This window comes from Sphingopyxis indica (assembly GCF_900188185.1).
Classification (GTDB): Bacteria; Pseudomonadota; Alphaproteobacteria; order Sphingomonadales; family Sphingomonadaceae; genus Sphingopyxis; species Sphingopyxis indica.
This window is the reverse complement of the sequence record NZ_FZPA01000001.1, coordinates 364,687-382,459: the sequence shown is the minus strand read 5'-3', so window position 1 is coordinate 382,459 and position 17,773 is coordinate 364,687. Positions and strand designations below refer to the sequence as shown.

The 17,773-nt window shown below is 67.0% G+C and carries 17 protein-coding genes; 11 read left to right on the top strand and 6 right to left on the bottom strand.

Annotation, left to right across the window (positions count from 1 at the left end):
- Nucleotides 1-63: 63 nt before the first annotated feature.
- From aptA to serB, 4 genes are all read right to left on the bottom strand, one after another.
- Nucleotides 64-1,380, bottom strand: a complete 1,317-nt coding sequence (gene aptA, locus CHB69_RS01705) for an omega-aminotransferase AptA (RefSeq protein ID WP_089214243.1) — start codon at nt 1,378-1,380, stop codon at nt 64-66.
- Nucleotides 1,381-1,536: 156 nt separating this feature from the next.
- Nucleotides 1,537-2,475, bottom strand: a complete 939-nt coding sequence (locus CHB69_RS01700; RefSeq protein ID WP_089214242.1) for a DUF808 domain-containing protein — start codon at nt 2,473-2,475, stop codon at nt 1,537-1,539.
- 372 nt (nt 2,476-2,847) lie between these two features.
- The gene (glk, locus tag CHB69_RS01695; protein WP_089214241.1) at nt 2,848-3,819 is read right to left on the bottom strand and encodes a glucokinase; all 972 of its coding nucleotides are present in this window, start codon (nt 3,817-3,819) and stop codon (nt 2,848-2,850) included.
- Nucleotides 3,820-3,962: 143 nt separating this feature from the next.
- The gene (gene serB / locus CHB69_RS01690; protein WP_089214736.1) at nt 3,963-4,847 is read right to left on the bottom strand and encodes a phosphoserine phosphatase SerB; all 885 of its coding nucleotides are present in this window, start codon (nt 4,845-4,847) and stop codon (nt 3,963-3,965) included.
- Here serB and miaA point away from each other — a divergent pair.
- From miaA to leuA, 11 genes are all read left to right on the top strand, one after another.
- The gene (gene miaA / locus CHB69_RS01685; RefSeq protein ID WP_089214240.1) at nt 4,846-5,805 is read left to right on the top strand and encodes a tRNA (adenosine(37)-N6)-dimethylallyltransferase MiaA; all 960 of its coding nucleotides are present in this window, start codon (nt 4,846-4,848) and stop codon (nt 5,803-5,805) included. The two genes, serB and miaA, sit on opposite strands and share 2 nt — an antisense overlap.
- Before the next feature lie 87 nt (nt 5,806-5,892).
- Nucleotides 5,893-7,647 (top strand): biosynthetic-type acetolactate synthase large subunit, encoded by a 1,755-nt coding sequence (ilvB, locus tag CHB69_RS01680; RefSeq protein ID WP_170935398.1) that lies wholly within the window; start codon nt 5,893-5,895, stop codon nt 7,645-7,647.
- Between the two features lie 4 nt (nt 7,648-7,651).
- Nucleotides 7,652-8,170 (top strand): acetolactate synthase small subunit, encoded by a 519-nt coding sequence (gene ilvN / locus CHB69_RS01675; protein WP_089214238.1) that lies wholly within the window; start codon nt 7,652-7,654, stop codon nt 8,168-8,170.
- Nucleotides 8,171-8,261: 91 nt separating this feature from the next.
- Complete coding sequence (gene ilvC / locus CHB69_RS01670; RefSeq protein WP_089214237.1) at nt 8,262-9,281, top strand: ketol-acid reductoisomerase; 1,020 nt, start codon at nt 8,262-8,264, stop codon at nt 9,279-9,281.
- 180 nt (nt 9,282-9,461) lie between these two features.
- Nucleotides 9,462-10,601 carry an 8-amino-7-oxononanoate synthase gene (locus tag CHB69_RS01665; protein WP_245836434.1) on the top strand — a complete coding sequence of 380 codons (1,140 nt, stop codon included), beginning with the start codon at nt 9,462-9,464 and terminating at the stop codon, nt 10,599-10,601.
- Nucleotides 10,598-11,209, top strand: coding sequence for a dethiobiotin synthase (bioD, locus tag CHB69_RS01660; RefSeq protein ID WP_089214235.1), 612 nt, complete (start codon nt 10,598-10,600; stop codon nt 11,207-11,209). The genes CHB69_RS01665 and bioD overlap by 4 nt, the downstream gene beginning before the upstream one ends.
- A 158-nt stretch (nt 11,210-11,367) precedes the next feature.
- Nucleotides 11,368-12,633: an adenosylmethionine--8-amino-7-oxononanoate transaminase gene (locus CHB69_RS01655; protein ID WP_245836433.1), complete on the top strand. Its 1,266-nt coding sequence runs from the start codon at nt 11,368-11,370 to the stop codon at nt 12,631-12,633.
- A 177-nt stretch (nt 12,634-12,810) separates the two neighbouring features.
- Complete coding sequence (locus tag CHB69_RS01650) at nt 12,811-13,245, top strand: hypothetical protein (RefSeq protein WP_089214234.1); 435 nt, start codon at nt 12,811-12,813, stop codon at nt 13,243-13,245.
- A gap of 55 nt (nt 13,246-13,300) precedes the next feature.
- Complete coding sequence (locus CHB69_RS01645; protein WP_089214233.1) at nt 13,301-13,939, top strand: YceI family protein; 639 nt, start codon at nt 13,301-13,303, stop codon at nt 13,937-13,939.
- Between the two features lie 86 nt (nt 13,940-14,025).
- Entirely contained in the window at nt 14,026-14,427 is a 402-nt protein-coding gene (locus tag CHB69_RS01640) for a hypothetical protein (RefSeq protein ID WP_089214232.1), read from the top strand.
- A gap of 482 nt (nt 14,428-14,909) precedes the next feature.
- Nucleotides 14,910-16,574, top strand: coding sequence for a 2-isopropylmalate synthase (gene leuA, locus CHB69_RS01635; protein ID WP_089214231.1), 1,665 nt, complete (start codon nt 14,910-14,912; stop codon nt 16,572-16,574).
- On the opposite strand, the gene CHB69_RS01630 is transcribed toward leuA, so the two are convergent.
- Together CHB69_RS01630 and CHB69_RS01625 are read right to left on the bottom strand one after the other, a co-directional pair.
- Nucleotides 16,571-17,242, bottom strand: coding sequence for an aquaporin (locus CHB69_RS01630; RefSeq protein ID WP_425442390.1), 672 nt, complete (start codon nt 17,240-17,242; stop codon nt 16,571-16,573). The two genes, leuA and CHB69_RS01630, sit on opposite strands and share 4 nt — an antisense overlap.
- Nucleotides 17,235-17,744: an arsenate reductase ArsC gene (locus CHB69_RS01625; protein WP_089214230.1), complete on the bottom strand. Its 510-nt coding sequence runs from the start codon at nt 17,742-17,744 to the stop codon at nt 17,235-17,237. Before CHB69_RS01625 ends, CHB69_RS01630 begins: the two co-directional genes overlap by 8 nt.
- Nucleotides 17,745-17,773 lie beyond the last annotated feature (29 nt).

Here is a 17,773-nt window from a genome sequence, read left to right as displayed (position 1 = left end):
TTCAGCGGAGGGGCTTCCTTATCCCTACGACCGGTATCGCCCGAAAGCGGCCGTCACGCCCCGTCACGCAACCCCGTCAAGCAACGCCCCCAACATCCCCACCATCGCGTCGATCTGCTCGCGCTCGACGATCAGCGGCGGCGACAGCGCGACGATGTCGCCCGTCACGCGGATCAGCAGCCCGGCATCGAAAGCGGCGTGGAACAGCTCCATCGCCCGCGCGCCGGGCGCCCCCTCGCGCGGTTCGAGTTCGATCCCGGCGACGAGGCCGATGTTGCGAATGTCGATGACGTGCCGCGCGCCCTTCAGCCCATGCACCGCCTCTTCCCAATGGGGCGCCAGTTCGGCCGCGCGTGCGAACAGCCCCTCGCGCGCATAGAGATCGAGCGCCGCGAGCCCCGCCGCCGCGGCGAGCGGATGCCCCGAATAGGTATAGCCGTGGAACAGCTCGATCCCGCCCGGCGCCGCGTCGATCACCGCATCGTGCAGCGCGCGCCGCACCGCGACCGCGCCCATCGGCACCGCGGCATTGGTCAGCCCCTTCGCCATGGTGATGATGTCGGGCGTCACCCCCCACGCCTCGGCCGCGGTCGCCGCGCCGACGCGCCCGAAGCCGGTGATGACCTCGTCGAAGATCAGCAAGATGCCATGGCGATCGCAAATCTCGCGCAGCCGCCCCAGATAGCCGGCGGGCGGCACCAGCACCCCCGTCGATCCCGCCATCGGTTCGACGATCACCGCCGCGATCGTCTCGGCGCCGTGCAGGTCGACCAGCCGCTGCAGATCGTCGGCCAGCTCCGCTCCGTGCGCCGGAAAACCGCGCGAAAAGGCATTGCGCACAGGATCATGCGTATGCCGCAGATGGCCGGCGCCGGGCAGCCCGCTCCCGAAAGCGCGCCGATTATTGCCGATCCCGCCGACGCTGATCCCGCCGAAGCCGACGCCATGATAGCCGCGCTCGCGCCCGATCAGCCGCGTGCGCGTCCCCTCCCCCCTCGCGCGCTGCACCGCGAGCGCGATCTTGAGCGCGGTATCGACCGACTCCGATCCGCTGTTCGTGAAGAAAATCCGGTCGAGCCCCGCGGGCATCAGCGCCGCGAGCCGCTGCGCCAGCTCGAACGGCAGCGGGTGGCCGAGCTGAAAGGTCGGCGCGAAATCGAGCGTCGCCGCCGTCGTCGCGATCGCCTCGACGATCTCGGCGCGGCAATGCCCGGCGTTGCAGCACCACAGCCCCGCGGTTGCGTCGAGGATCTCGCGCCCGTCGGCGCTGCGGTAATACATACCGCGCGCCGACACGAGCTGGCGCGGTGCGGCCTTATAGGCGCGGTTCGCGGTAAAGGGCATCCAGAAGGCCGCGAGCGGGTCGTTTTCGCCTTGCATATGAGCTCCTTAAGCCCCTCCCCTTCAGGGGAGGGGTTGGGGTGGGGCCTGTCGAACCGGCGCTTCGCCAGACCGACAGGCCCCACCCCGCTGCGACTGGCCAGCAAGCTGGCAAGTCTCGCTGCCCCTCCCCTGAAGGGGAGGGGTTCAGGCATTCTAATGCCCGCCCTTCTTTCCCGGCAAGACATGCAAAATGCCCGCGATCACGCCGCCCAGCAACAGCCCGAACAGCCCCGCGCCCGCCGCGCCGATCGCCCACTCCCACGCCCCGCCGAGCGGCAGGCCACCGCCCGCCTTATGCGCGAAATCGTGCAGCGCATGGCCGAGCCCGCCGATGTGATATTCGTCGAGCCCGTGCAGGAAAATCTGCCCGCCGACCCACAGCATCGCCGCGGTGCCGATTGCCGCGAGCGCGGCAAGCAGCTTCGGCATCACCGCAACGAGCCAGCGGCCCACGGCCCGCCGCCCGCGCGACCCTTCCTTCGCCATGTGCAGCCCGATGTCATCCATCTTCACGATCAGCCCGACGACGCCATAGACCGCGACGGTGATCAGCACCGCGACGACCGCGAGCGTCGCGCCGCGCATCGCCAGATGTTCGTCCAGCACTTCGTTGAGCGCGATCACCATGATTTCGGCCGACAGGATGAAGTCGGTGCGCACCGCCCCCTTTACCATCGCCTCCTCATGGCCCTTGTCCGCGACCTCGACCGCATGTTCGGCCAGCGTCGCCTCGTCCTTGTGCAGCGACTGGATCACCTTCTCGGCGCCCTCGAAGCACAGATAGGCCCCGCCGAGCATCAACAGCGGCGTGATCGCCCACGGCGCGAGCGTCGAAAGCAGCAGCAGCGCGGGCAGGATCAGCACCAGCTTGTTGAACAGCGACCCCTTGGTGATCCGCCAGATGATCGGTAGCTCGCGGTCGGGGGTAAAGCCGGTGACATAGCGCGGCGTCACCGCCGTATCGTCGACGACGACCCCCGCCGCCTTCACCCCCGCCTTCGACGCCGCGGCGCTCACATCGTCGATGCTCGCCGCCGCGACCTTGGCGATCGTCGCGACATCGTCGAGCAGGGCAAAAAGACCGGAGGGCATAGGGACTTGGGCTTTCCGCTAAGGACCAGAATCGGGTTGCCGAATAGTTGGCCCACTTCGCCCGCGCTGTCGATGCCTTCCGACGCCGCACCATCACTCGCACCGACCGCCCGGACTTGATCGACGTTTATCCCTCTTCCAGCCGTTACTCCGTCATTGCGAGCGAAGCGAAGCAATCCAGAGTCGCGCGACCAACTCTGGATTGCTTCGCTTCGCTCGCAATGACGAATCGGGCATACGGATGCAAAAGGAACAGGCGCCGACCTGATCGGGGGGTCTAATCGGCGCTTCGTCCGCAACCGACGAAAAAAAACGCCTCACGCGAAGGCGCCCACCTCCGGGCCCCCGAAACCGCCCGCGGCCGGCACGCCCTTACCGATGCGCCCGCGCGAACGCCGCCGCCGCGCCGAACAGCCCCGGCTGCGGGTGGGTGATCAGCTTGACCGGGATCGCCGCCATGAAATTCTCGAACCGTCCCTTCGACACGAAGCGTTCGGGAAAGCCCGAGCGGACCAGATGCTCGCGGATGCGCAGCCCCAGCCCGCCGGCGATCACCACCCCGCTCGCCCCCTGCGCCAGCGCCAGGTCGCCCGCGACGCTGCCCAGTGACAGGCAGAAGCGGTCGACCGCCGCCGCGGCGAGGCTGTCCTTCTGCTCCATGCCGCGCGTCCAGATCGCCTTGTCCTCTTCCTGGACGACCGCGCGCCCTTCCATCGCGGCGAGCGTTTCGAAGATGTCGACGATGCCCGGTCCCGACACGATGCGCTCGACCGACACGCGCCGGTGGCGCTTGCGCAGCCGCGCGAGGATCGCATCCTCGATGCTGTCGAGCGGCGCGAAGTCGATATGCCCGCCCTCGGTCGCCTGGACGCGATATTCGTCGCCATCGCGCCAGACATGCGCGACGCCCAGACCGGTGCCCGGCCCGATGACGCTGATCGTGCCGGTCTCGGGCAGCGGCGCCTCGGGGCCGCACAGCGGCTCGAAATAGCGCGCGTCGGCCTGCGCCACCGCATGGCCGACCGCCTCGAAATCGTTGACGAGTACATAATCGTCGACGTTCAGCTTCTCGCGGATCAGCGCCGGGCGGATGATCCACGGATTGTTGGTGAAGCGGATGATGTCGCCGGTCGCCGGCCCCGCGACCGCCATCGCGACCTTGCGCGGCAGCGTGCCGCCCTGCCGCTGTTCGAAATCCTGCCACGCGGTCTGGAAGCTCGCATGATCCTCGGTATGCAACGTCGTCGCCTCGCCCAGCGTGACGCAGCGCCCGCTCTCGATTTCGGCGATCGCGAAGCGCGCGTGGGTTCCCCCGATATCGACGGTGACGATCGACGTGCTCATGACTCTCCCTTGCGCGCAATTTGCCGCGAGCGAGCGATTGTAACGCCCCCCGCCGCGATGCAACAGGGCATAGCTATGCGTTGGGGGGACGAAGCCTTGTTCGATCCTCCCTGTCGCGCAGCGATGGGGAGGATCGACACGTCCTACCCCAGCACCCACTGGCGCCGCGAATAGCCCTGCGCCCACAGCAGCGCGGTCAGATCATGGTGGCGGATCGCCGCGTCGGCCGCATCCGCCGCCGCCTGATGCGGGTGATAGGCGATGCCGAGCCCCGCCGCGGTGATCATCGGAATATCGTTCGCACCGTCGCCGACCGCCAGCGTCTCGGCGAGCGGCAGGCCGTGCTTCGCCGCCTCGCTTTTCAGCGCCTCAAGCTTCGCATCCTTGTCGACGACCGGCTCGGCGACCATGCCCGTCAGCTTGCCATGCTCAACGACCAGCTCGTTCGCGACCACGCGGTCGAAACCGATCGCTTCGCCCACCGGGTTCGCGAACGCCGTAAAGCCGCCCGTGACGAGCACCGACCGGGCACCATGCGCCTTCATCGTCTGAACGAGCGTGCGCGCGCCGCGGGTCAGCCGCACGCGCTCCATCCGGCATTCGGCGAGCACGCCTTCGGCCATCCCGCCGAGCAGCGCGACGCGCTCGAACAGTGCGCCGCGGAAATCGACCTCGCCGCGCATCGCCTTCTGCGTGATCGCCGCGACTTCGGCCTTGATGCCGGCATAGTCGGCGAGTTCGTCGATGCATTCGACGGTGATCATCGTCGAATCCATGTCGGCGACGATCAGCTTCTTGGTCCGGTCGCCGAGCGGCTGCACCACGATGTCGAGTTCGCCATGGTCCATCTTCGCAAGCTCGCGCCGCGCGCTGACCAGGCTGCCGTGAAAGACGATGTCGGCGGCGTCGCCCTCGTCGAGCCAGTGCGGCGCCCCCACTTCGTGCCCGGTCGCCGCGAGTCGGTCGATCGCCTCGCGTACCACCTCGCCCGTCAGCTTTCCGGCTGCTATCAGCGTCGCTACGAACATGGCGTCTCCTTCTGTCTCTTCGGGCGCGCGGCCGCGGCTCGCGCTGATCGCCGGCCCCACCGCGAGCGGCAAGTCGGCCCTCGCCGTCGCTTTGGCCCATCGGCTGGGGCGGGCGCAAGTCATCAATGCCGACGCGAGTCAGGTTTATCGCGATCTCGCCATCCTGTCGGCGCGTCCCGACGCCGCCGAAATGGAGGGCGTGCCGCACCGCCTCTTTGGCTATGTCGACGGCGCCGAGGCCTGTAATGCCGCGCGCTGGGCCGCCGACGCGCGCCGCGCGCTCGCCCGCGCGTGGGAGGATGAGGAGGTGCCGATCCTCGTCGGCGGCACCGGCCTCTACCTCCGAACCCTGCTCTTCGGCATCGCCCCGGTTCCCGGCATCGACCCGGCCGTGCGCGCCGAGGTGCGTGCGATGGACGTCGCCGACGCCCATGCGGCGCTCGCGGCGCTCGACCCCGCGGCGGCGGCGCGGCTCGCCCCCGCCGACACCGCCCGCGTCGCGCGCGCGCTCGAGGTCGTGCGGTCGACCGGCCGCACGCTCGCCGACTGGCAAGAGGCGCGCGAGGGCGGGATCGCCGGCGACGTCGACCTTGCCCCGCTGATCCTGCTGCCGCCGCGCGACTGGCTGCGCGAGCGCTGCGACACGCGGCTGATCCAGATGTTCCGGCGCGGCGCGTGCGAGGAGGTCGAAGCCCTCCTCGCACGCGCGCTCGACCCCGACCTTCCGGTGATGCGCGCGATCGGCGTGCCGCAGATCGCCGCCTTTCTGAGCGGCGACATTTCCGAGGACGAAGCGCTCGAACGCGCCCAGGCGGCGACGCGCCAATATGCAAAGCGCCAATATACGTGGTTCCGCCATCAGCCTCCCTGCGAATGGCCGCGCCACCCGGAGTCATTATCAGTCGATTCCATTGACCAATTAGCAATATTATTACACGATAAGCTGTTGACAGGATAGAATCATACACCTATTGCCCGCAACCCTGTTGCAGCGCACAAGCTGCGCCCGCCGCGCGCGTGCGCGGGAGAAGGAAGGAGACAAGTCGTGACGGAAATGAGCGGTGCCGACATGGTGGTTCAGGCGCTGGTCGACCTCGGGGTCGATACGGTGTTCGGCTATCCGGGCGGTGCGGTCCTTCCGATCTACGACGCGCTCTTCAATCATCCGACGATCAAGCATGTCCTCGTCCGCCACGAACAGGCGGCGACCCATGCGGCGGAGGGCTATGCGCGCTCGACCGGCAAGCCCGGCGTCGTGCTCGTCACCTCCGGGCCCGGCGCGACCAATGCGGTCACCGGCATCACCGATGCGCTGCTCGATTCGATCCCGATGATCGTGCTCACCGGCCAGGTGCCGACGAACCTGATCGGCACCGACGCCTTTCAGGAATGCGATACGGTCGGCATCACGCGCCACTGTACCAAGCATAATTATCTGGTGATGGACCCCGATCGGCTCGGCCCGATCCTGCACGAAGCCTTCTATATCGCGACCCACGGCCGTCCCGGCCCGGTGGTGATCGACATTCCAAAGAATGTGCAGGTCGCAACCGGCAGCTATTCGATGCCCGAGACGATCGACCACCAAAGCTATCGCCCGCAGGTCGAACCCGATCCGCAGGCGATCGACGCCGCGATCGCGCTGATCGCCGCGGCCGAACGCCCGGTCTTCTACACCGGCGGCGGCGTCATCAACGCCGGCCCCGACGCGAGCGCGGCGCTGCGCAAGCTCGTCGGCCTGACCGGCGCGCCGATCACCTCGACGCTGATGGGGCTCGGCGCCTTTCCTTCGGACGATCCGAAGTGGCTCGGGATGCTCGGGATGCACGGGACGTTCGAGGCGAATATGGCGATGAACCGCGCCGACCTGATCGTCGCGGTCGGCGCGCGCTTCGACGACCGCGTCACCGGCCGCCTCGACGCCTTCGCGCCTGAGGCGAAGAAGATCCACATCGACATCGACCGATCGTCGATCAACAAGATCGTCCCCGTCGACGTCGCGATCCTCGCCGACGCGGGCCGCGCGCTCGACGCTCTGATCGACGCCTGGGGCGCGAAGGGCCACAGGGCGCGCGACCTCGGCGAATGGTGGCGCCGCATCGACGGCTGGCGCGCGACGCGCTGCCTCGACTTCCCCGAAAAGAAGGAGCCGGGCGCCGAGATCATGCCGCAGCGCGCGATCAAGGCCTTGTTCGATGCGACGCGCGGCCGCGACCCGATCATCACCACCGAGGTCGGCCAGCATCAGATGTGGGCGGCGCAGCATTTCGGCTTTTCGGCGCCGAACCGCTGGCTCACCTCGGGCGGGCTCGGCACGATGGGCTATGGCTTCCCCGCCGCGGTCGGCGCCCAGATCGCGCACCCGGGCCGCCTCGTCGTGTGCATCGCGGGCGAAGCCTCGCTCCAGATGAACATCCAGGAAATGGCGACGGTCAGCCAATATCGCCTGCCGGTGAAGATCTTCATCCTCAACAATGAATGGATGGGGATGGTCCGCCAGTGGCAGGAGTTGACCTACGAAAGCCGCTATTCGAACAGCTATTCGGACAGCCTGCCCGATTTCGTCCAGCTCGCCGCGGCCTATGGCTGGACCGGCCTCAGGATCGACACGCTGGGTCAGCTCGAGGAGGGCATCGCGAAAATGATCGACACGCCCGGCCCGGTGATCGTCGACTGCCGCGTCGCCAAACTCGCCAACTGCTTCCCGATGATCCCGTCGGGGGCGGCGCACACCGAAATGATCCTTCAGCCGAGCGATGTCACCGGCACGATGGACGACGAAGCGAAAGCGCTGGTTTAAGCCCATGAAAATCACAACCGAAGCAGGCGAGCGCCACGTGCTCGCCGTCACCGTGGACAATGAAGCCGGCGTGCTCGCCAAGATCACCGGCCTGTTCACCGCGCGCGGCTATAATATCGAAAGCCTGACGGTGGCGGACATCACGCCCGACCATGCGCTCAGCCGCATCACCATCGTCACCAACGGCCCGCCGCCGGTGATCGACCAGATCATCGCGCAGCTCGACCGGCTCGTCCCCGTCCACAAGGTCACCGACCTCACCGACGCCGGCATGGCGCATGTCGAGCGCGAGATCGCGCTGGTGAAGGTCGCGGGCACCGGCGACAAGCGGATCGAGGCGCTGCGCATGGCCGACGTCTTCCGCGCCAAGGTCGTCGACACGACGCTGACCAGCTTCATCTTCGAAATCACCGGATCGAGCGACAAGGTCGACCGCTTCGTCGCCCTGATGCGCGAATGCGGACTGGTCGAGGTCGGCCGCACCGGCGTCGTCGCCATCGCCCGCGGGCCGGAGGCGCTTTAGTCCTTTTCGTGTTCCCCCGCGAAGGCGGGGGTCCAGTCCACGTCAAATGGGTCCCCGCCTTCGCGGGGACACGCTGTAGGGAAGAAATGACATGCAGGTTTACTACGATCGCGACACCGACCAGGATCTGATCAAGGGCAAAAAGGTCGCCATCCTCGGCTATGGCAGCCAGGGCCACGCCCATGCGCAGAATCTGCGCGACAGCGGGGTCAAGGAGGTCGCGATCGCGCTGCGCCCCGGTTCGGCGACCGCGAAAAAGGCCGAAGGCGCGGGCTTTCGCGTCCTGTCGAACAAAGAGGCGGCGGCGTGGGCCGACGTCATCATGATCGCCGCCCCCGACGAGCATCAGGCGAAAATCTATGCCGACGACCTCGCCGACAATATGAAGCCCGGCGCCGCGCTTGCTTTCGCCCACGGCCTCAACGTCCATTTCGGCCTCATCGAACCGCGCGCCGACATCGACGTCTTCATGGTCGCCCCGAAAGGCCCCGGCCATACGGTGCGCAGCGAATATCAGCGCGGCGGCGGCGTCCCCTGCCTGATCGCGGTCGACCAGGACAAGAGCGGTAATGCCAAGGCGATCGCCCTTTCCTATGCGTCTGCCGTCGGCGGCGGCCGCAGCGGCATCATCGAAACCAGCTTCAAGGAAGAGTGCGAGACCGACCTGTTCGGCGAACAGGCGGTGCTCTGCGGCGGCATCACCCACCTCATTCAGGCGGGGTTCGAAACGCTGGTCGAGGCGGGCTACGCCCCCGAAATGGCCTATTTCGAATGCCTCCACGAAACCAAGCTGATCGTCGACCTCCTCTATGAAGGCGGCATCGCGAACATGCGCTATTCGATCTCGAACACCGCCGAATATGGCGATATCAAGACCGGCCCGCGCATCATCACCGACGCGACCAAGGCCGAAATGAAGCGCGTCCTCGCCGACATCACCTCGGGCCGCTTCGTCAAGGATTTCGTCCTCGACAATCAGGCCGGCCAGCCCGAACTCAAGGCGAGCCGCAAGGCCGCCGCCGCGCACCCGATCGAACAGACCGGCGAAAAGCTGCGCGCGATGATGCCGTGGATCGCCAAGAACAAGCTGGTGGATAAGGCGGTCAACTAGGCTGCGATTCCAATTTTCGTCATCCCCGCGAAAGCGGGGATCCAGCTTCCTTCTTTGCTCCTTTCTTCGTGCCTTTGTGCCTTTGTGTGAGATTTTTTGGCCTCACACAAAGGCACGAAGGCACGAAGAAGAAAGGAAAAAGCTGGATCCCCGCTTTCGCGGGGATGACGAACAGGAGTGATGATGGCGAACGCCCCCTTCAGCGCCCACCGCGCCGACCTCGCCGCGCTCGCCGCGGACGATCGCCGCCGCGGGCTCATCGCGCGCGCGGGCCGGGATTTCGCCTCGAACGACTATCTCGCGCTCGCAAATTCCGACGCACTCCGCGGCGCACTCGCCGAGGGGATCGCGCGCGGCCTCCCCGCGGGCTCGGGCGGCTCGCGCCTGCTGCGCGGCAATCACGCCGAGCATGAAGCGCTCGAGGCGCATGCCGCGCGCCATTACGGCAGCGAGGCGGCGCTCTTCTTCCCGACCGGCTTCGCCGCCAACGCCGCGCTGTTCGCGACGCTGCCGCAGCGCGGCGACCTGATCGTCCACGACGAACTGATCCATGCGAGCGCGCACGACGGGATGAAGCTCGGCCGCGCCGGCCGCGTCGACGCGCGCCACAACGACGCGCAGAGCGTCGACGACATGATCGCGCGCTGGCGCCGCGGCGGCGGCACCGGCACGCCGTGGATCGCGGTCGAAAGCCTCTATTCGATGGACGGCGACCGCGCCCCGCTCGCCGATCTCGCCGCGGTCGCGGGCCGCCACGACGCGGTGCTGGTCGTCGACGAAGCGCACGCAACCGGCGTTTTCGGCCCCGACGGCCAGGGGCTCGCGCACGGCCTCGGCACGCGCGACAATCTCATCACCCTGCACACCTGCGGCAAGGCGCTGGGCTGCGAAGGCGCCCTGCTCTGCGGCCCGCAAATCGTTCGCGAGTTTCTGATCAACCGCGGCCGCCCCTTCATCTTTTCGACCGCGCCGTCGCCGCTGATCGCCTTCCTCGTCCGTCAGGCGCTCGAGATCGTCGCGAACGAGCCCGAACGGCAGGCGCTGCTCCACGCGCGCATCCGCCACGCCGAAACGCGCCTCGCCGCACTCGGCTTGCCGTCCAGCGGCAGCCAGATCCTTCCCGTCGTCATCGGCGACAATGCGCGCACGATGCGCGTTGCGGGCGCGATGCAGGCCGCCGGCTTCGACATTCGCGGCATCCGCCCGCCGACGGTCCCGCACGGCACCGCGCGGCTGCGCCTCGCGATCACCCTCAATGTCCAGGAAAGCGACATCGACGCGATGACCGACGCGCTCGCCGCCGCCATGGCCGCGGCATGACCACCCGCTTCATCGTCACCGGCACCGACACCGGCATCGGCAAGACCGTTTTTTCCGCCGCGCTCGCCGGCGCGCTCGGCCTTCCCTATTGGAAGCCGATCCAGTCGGGCATCGAAGACGAAAGCGACAGCGAAGCCGTCGCGCGCCTCGCCGGCGTCCCGATCCACCCCGAAGCCTGGCGCCTCGTCACCCCCGCCTCGCCGCACCTCGCCGCCGAGATCGACGGCGTGACCATCGACGCGCACGCGCTCGTCCCGCCCCCCGGCGACCTGTTGATCGAAGGCGCGGGCGGCGCGCTCGTCCCGGTGACGCGCACCCTCCTCTACGCCGACCTCTTCGCGCGCTGGCAGGTGCCGGTGATCGTCTGCGCACGCACCGCGCTCGGCACGATCAACCACAGCCTGCTGACGATCGAGGCGCTGAAAGCCCGCGCCGTGCCTATCCACGGCATCGCCTTCATCGGCGACGCGGCCGAGGACAGCGAAGCGATCATTTCGGAAATCAGCGGCGTTCGCAGGTTGGGCCGGTTGCCGATCATCGATCCGCTGACAAGCGAAACGCTGGCAGACGCATTCAAAGCGAACTTCGACCCCGCCGACTTCCTTTAATCTTCAGCATTCCCGCGAAAGCGGGAATCCAGCTTTTTCCTTCTTTGCGCCTTTGCGCCTTTGCGTGAGACTCGAAAAATCTCACGCAAAGGCGCAAAGGCGCAAAGAAAAGGTATGAAGAAAGCTGGATTCCCGCTTTCGCGGGAATGACGAGAGAGATGATGAAGCCGAAGACCCCCTCCCCCGTCTGGCACCCCTTCACCCAGCACGGCCTCGGCGAGCCGATCCCGCTGATCGACCGCGCCGAGGGGGCACGCCTCTATGACGCCGAGGGCAACAGCTGGATCGACGCGATCTCGAGCTGGTGGGTCACCACCCACGGCCATGCCAACCCGCGCATCATGGCGGCGATCCGCGACCAGACCGAACGGCTCGACCAGCTGATCTTCGCCGGCTGGACCCACGAGCCCGCCGAAAGCCTCGCCGCCGAGCTGATCCGCATCACCCCCGACCCGCTCACCCGCGTCTTTTTCTCGGACTCGGGTTCCACCAGCGTCGAGGTCGCGCTCAAGATGGCGCTCGGCTATTTTTCGAACATCGGCGAGGATCGGCACCGCATCCTCGTCCTCGAACACAGTTATCACGGCGACACGATCGGCGCGATGTCGGTCGGCGCGCGCGGCGTGTTCAACCGGCCCTATCAGCCGTTGCTGTTCGACGTCGGCACCATCCCTTTCCCTGCCGCAGGGCGCGAGCAGGACACGCTCGACGCGCTCGACGCCGCCTGCGCTGAAAAACCCGCCGCCTTCATCGTCGAACCCTTGATCCTCGGCGCGGGCGGGATGCTGATCTATCCCGCATGGGCGCTCGCCGAGATGCGCGCGATCTGCGCACGCCACGGCGTCCTCTTCATCGCCGACGAGGTGATGACCGGCTGGGGCCGCACCGGCACCCGCTTTGCCTGCGATCGCGCAGGCGTCATCCCCGACATCGTCTGCCTGTCGAAAGGCCTCACCGGCGGCGCGATGCCGCTCGCGGTGACCTTGTGCATCGAGCCGATCTTCGCCGCGCATCTGTCGACCGACCGCGCGCGGCTCTTCTATCATTCGAGTAGCTACACCGCGAACCCGATCGCCTGCGCCGCCGCGAACGCCAATCTCGCAATCTGGCGCGACGAGCCGGTGCAGGCGCGCATCGACGCGCTGACCGAAGCGCAGGGCGCGCATCTCGCGATGCTCGCCGCCGACCCGCGCACCCGGAACCCCCGCCAGCTCGGCACGATCGCCGCGTTCGACATCGTCCAGCCCGAAAGCGGCTATCTCTCCTCGCTCGCCCCGCGCCTTGCCGCATTCTACCGCGAACGCGGCGCGCTGATCCGGCCGCTCGGCAACACCGTCTATGTCATGCCCCCCTATTGCACGGGCGCCGGCGAGCTTGCGCACGTCTGGGACGCGATCGCCGCCTCGCTCGATATGGTCGCCTAGCTTTCCCTCGTCATTGCGAGCCCGGCGAACGCCGGGGGAAGCAATCCAGAGCGGTTTACGCGCACTCTGGATTGCTTCGCTTCGCTCGCAATGACGCGTTGGTGATGACAATCGCCGTTCGGCTCAGGTTCATCGGCCTTCGCTACCACCCGTTGCCGGGACGGTACGAGGACTTATATGATGACCATGAAACCCGTCCCCCTGCTCGCGCTCGTCGCGCTGGCGTTCGGCTCACCCGTATCGGCGCAGGACCAGACGACCCCCGCTCCCAGCGCCGACGGCGCCGAGCGCATCTCGATCCTCATCACCTATGGCGACGAGGAATGTCCCGAGACGACGAGCGACGAGATCGTCGTCTGCGCGCAGGAGCCCGAATCCGAACGCTACCGCGTCCCCAAGCCGCTGCGCGAGGCAGCGGAGGACCAAAAGGCCAATCGCGGCAGCGCGTGGGGCGCCGCGGTCGAGGAATATGACCAGACGGTCGCGAGCGTCGGCCGTCCCGGCGGCTGCTCGCCGGTCGGCTCCTATGGCTACACCGGCTGCATGGCCAAGGCGATGCGCGAATGGTTCGAGGAACGCCGGCTGATCGAGCAGGAAAGCGCCGACGATTGACGCGGCGCCCCCGGCTCGCATAGCCTCGCGCTCCCCAGCCAAGGAGTGTTCGTCCATGCGTAAAGCCGCCTCCCTCCTCGCCCTTCCCCTCCTCCTCGCCGTGCCCTTGCTCGCGCAAATGCCGACCGAAGCCCCCGGCGCGAAGGACGCCGCGCGCGTCACCGGCGGCACCTATCAGGCCGACCCGCACCACAGCCTCGTCGGCTGGCGGCTCAACCATCTGGGCTTCAACGATTATTTCGGCATCTTCGGCGACGTCACCGGCACGCTGACGCTCGACCCGAAGAATCCCGCCGCGGCCAAGGTCGACGTGACGATCCCGATCGCCAGCGTCACCGTCGCGAGCGCGGGGCTCAAGGACCATCTGCTCCGTGCCGGCAAGGACGGCAGCAAGCCCGACTTCTTCGGCGCCGACCCCGCGCCGGCGCGCTTCGTCTCGACCGCGGTGGTCGTCGATGAAGAAGGCGACGAGGCCAAGGTCACCGGCAACCTCACCCTCAACGGCGTGACGAAACCCGTGACGCTCGACGTCGATTTCACCGGCGCCGGCCCCGCGCCGATGAGCAATGTCGAGACCGTCGGGTTCGAAGCCGAGGCGACGATCAAACGCAGCGACTTCGGCCTCGGCTTCGGCGTCCCGCTGGTCGGCGACGAGGTCGAGCTCGAAATCACCGCCGCCTTCGAAAAGAAGTAACGCATCAATCTGTCACACGCGCCGGTTAGACTCGCGGGCGGGGCCGGAAGAAGGGTCCCGCCCATTTTCGCGAGGAGCCCCGTCTTATGAGCGAATTGGTACGCGAAATCGTCGAGGTCGCCGCCTTCCTCTCCGGCGACGACGAAAACCCCCTGCTGACCGTCGAGGCCGAGGGTCTCGCCCCCACCGGCGGCTGGAGCAACGTCCGGCTCGAACCCCATGTCTATATCACCCCGCCCGAGGACGGCGTGCAGGATTTCGACCTCGTCGGCGACCGCCCCGCGGGCGGCGCCACCGACGCCCTCACCCCTGTCGAGGCGGCGTGGGAGGGCGAAATCGAGGACTGGCTGCTCGGCGTCCGCATCCACGCCATCGACAATATGGTCGAGGACGAAGTCTTCGAACCGTGGGACGAGGACGACGACCTCGACGACGAAGATGACGACGGCGAGGACGAAACCGCGCTGCGCGACAACGAGGACGCCTGACGATCCCCTGGAGCCTGCGCCGGGCCGCGCGTCCACCCGCGGCCCGGCGACATTTTCCGGCATCCCAGTCTATAACGCGACGTCACCCTGAACTTGTTTGGCGATTATCCCCTTCGCATCCCTATTCCGGATTTCGTCATTGCGAGCGAAGCGAAGCAATCTAGAGCGGTTTACGCACACGCTGGATTGCTTCGCTTCGCTCGCAATGACGGAGCATACGGATGCAATAGGGATAATCGCCAACTTGTTTCAGCATGACGAAGGGGGGCGACGTCCCTCCCACGAAATTTTCCCACACACCCCTTGCCAAGCGCGACATTTTGCATCATGGACGCTGCCATGCACATGCGCGGCCTTCTGCTTCTGCGACTTACACGCCCTTGGGCGTGACGTTCGGCCTGCGCGACTAGCGGCGGGCCACGCGCCCAAGGGCTCCACCGACCACCGCACCGATCATTCAGACCGCAGAAGAAACCCGAACCATGCCCATGCTCCGCGACCCCTCGGCCAAATACCGGCCTTTTCCGCAAGTCCCGCTCGCAACGCGCGAGTGGCCCGGCCGCACGATCACCAGGGCGCCGATCTGGCTCTCGACCGACCTGCGCGACGGCAATCAGGCGCTGATCGACCCGATGGATGCGGAGAAAAAGACCCGCTTCTTCGACCTGCTCGTGAAATGCGGATTGAAGGAGATCGAGGTCGGCTTTCCGGCAAGCGGCGCGACCGACTTCGACTATATCCAGAATCTCGTGCGCTCGGGCCGCATCCCCGACGACGTCACGCCGCAGGTGCTGACGCAGGCGCGCGCCGACCTGATCCGCACCAGCTTCGACAGCCTCGAGGGCGCCCGCACCGCGATCGTCCACCTCTATAATGCGGTCAGTCCCGCATGGCGCCGCATCGTCTTCAACATGGAGATGGCCGACATCAAGGCGATCGCGGTCGAGGGCGCAAAGCAGCTGCGCGACAATGCCGCGCGCCTGCCCGGCACCGATTGGCGCTTCGAATACAGCCCCGAAACCTTTTCGACCGCCGAGCTCGATTTCAGCATCGAATGCTGCGCCGCGGTGATGGACATATTGCAGCCCACCGCCGACAATCCGATCATCCTCAACCTTCCCGCGACGGTCGAGGCGGCGACCCCGAACATCTACGCCGACCAGATCGAATATTTCGCCAAGCACCTCCCCAACCGCGAGGCGGCGATCATCAGCTTGCACACCCACAACGACCGCGGCACCGGCGTCGCTGCGGCCGAGCTGGGCCTGCTCGCGGGCGCCGACCGCGTCGAGGGCTGCCTGTTCGGCAATGGCGAGCGCACCGGCAACACCTGCCTCGTCACCATCGCGCTCAACATGTACACGCAGGGCGTCGATCCCGAACTCGACTTCTCGGATATCGACGAGGTGATCCGGACGGTCGAATATTGCAACCAGCTCCCCGTCCACCCGCGCCACCCCTATGGCGGCGAGCTCGTCTACACCGCCTTTTCGGGCAGCCATCAGGACGCGATCAAGAAAGGCTTCGCCGCGAGGCTGCGCCAGAATGACGAAAAATGGGAAGTCCCCTACCTCCCCATCGACCCCGCCGACCTGGGGCGCAGCTACGAAGCGGTGATCCGCGTCAACAGCCAGTCGGGCAAGGGCGGCGTCGCGTGGGTGCTCGAACAGGACAAGGGCCTCAAGCTCCCCAAAAAGATGCAGGCGAGCTTCAGCCACATCGTCCAGGCGGTCGCCGACGAAACGAGCCGCGAACTCGCCGCCGACGACATCTGGCAGGCGTTCGAGGCCACCTATCTGGCCACCGACGGCAAGCGCTTCCAGCTCGTCGACTGGACCGAAACGCACAGCGGCCCCGACCGCATCTTCGCCGGCAAGCTCACCATAGACGGCAGCGAACGCAGCGTCAGCGGCCGCGGCAACGGCCTGATGAGCAGCGTCATCGCCGCGCTGGCCGAGTCCGGCGGCCCGCTGATGGACATCGTCGACTATAGCGAGCACGCGATCGGCCAGGGCAGCAATGTGCAAGCCGCCGCCTATGTCGAATGCCGGACGGGGGACGGAAAGAGCCTCTTCGGCTGCGGCCTCGACACCGACGTCGCGACGGCAAGCGTGCGGGCGATTTTGTCCGCGGCGAACGGGGCCTAGCTGGAAGGCCGGAATAGCAAGGCCGCAACGCGGCTGGCGACAATCGCTCCGGCGATCTGCGCCGCCAGAAAGGCCGGCACGTCATGCGGCGCGATGCCCGCGAACGTGTCGGACAGGCTGCGCGCTACCGTGATGGCCGGATTGGCAAAGCTCGTTGACGAAGTGAACCAGTAAGCCGCCATTATGTAGAGCGCGACCGATGCCGCCACGGCCTGCGGCTTGTGCCGGACCGTCCCGAGGATCGTCATCACGAGTCCGAAGGTCGCAATGAATTCGCCAGCCCACTGGCCCAGGCCGGTTCTGACCTTGGCGGAAAATTGTATGGTCGGCAGGTCGAACATCAGGTGCGCGGCCCACGCGCCGGCAATCCCCAGCGCGAATTGGGCGGCGAGATAGGCGGCGGCGTCCAGCCACGGCAAATCGCGTCGCATTGCGGCAACCAGCGTCACCGCCGGATTGAAATGTGCCCCTGAAATCGGGCCGAGCATGGTAATCAGCACGAACAGAATCGCTCCGGTCGCTATCGTGTTGGCGAGCAACGCGACGCCATTGTTCCCGCCGGCCAAGGCCTGGGCCATGATACCCGACCCGATGACGCACGCGAACAGAAAGAAAGCGCCCACTCCCTCTGCCGCCACGCGCCGTCCCAGCGAAGCGGCGTCAGCCAAGCGCGGCCTCCTCGTCAGCCGTCCTGCCGATAGCGCGCAAGCTTTCCGCAACGCTCAATTCATCAAGGCTCTCCAGCGGAAGCGCAATGAGCAGGTCGATGCGCCGCTTGAGCGCCAGATAGGCTTGCCAAAATGCTTCGCGCTGCCCCTCGCCCTCGACGGCTGCGGGATCTTCGACCCCCCAATGCGCCGCCACCGGCTTGCCCGGCCAGATAGGGCAAACTTCCCCGGCGGCATTGTCGCAAACGGTGAAGATGAAATCGAGCGGAGGCGCATCGGGCGCCGCAAATTCCTCCCAGCTCTTGGAGCGATAGCCTTTGACCGGATAGTCGAGCTCGCCGAGCAGCGCCAAAGCGGCTGGATGCACCTCGCCCTTTGGAAAGCTGCCGGCCGAAAAAGCTTTGAACCGGCCCGCACCTTCGCGGTTCAGGATCGCTTCGGCCAGGATCGAACGCGCCGAATTGCCGGTGCAAAGGAACAGGACGTTGAACATTTGGGTCATGCCGCACCGATCGACTTCGGACGGACGTG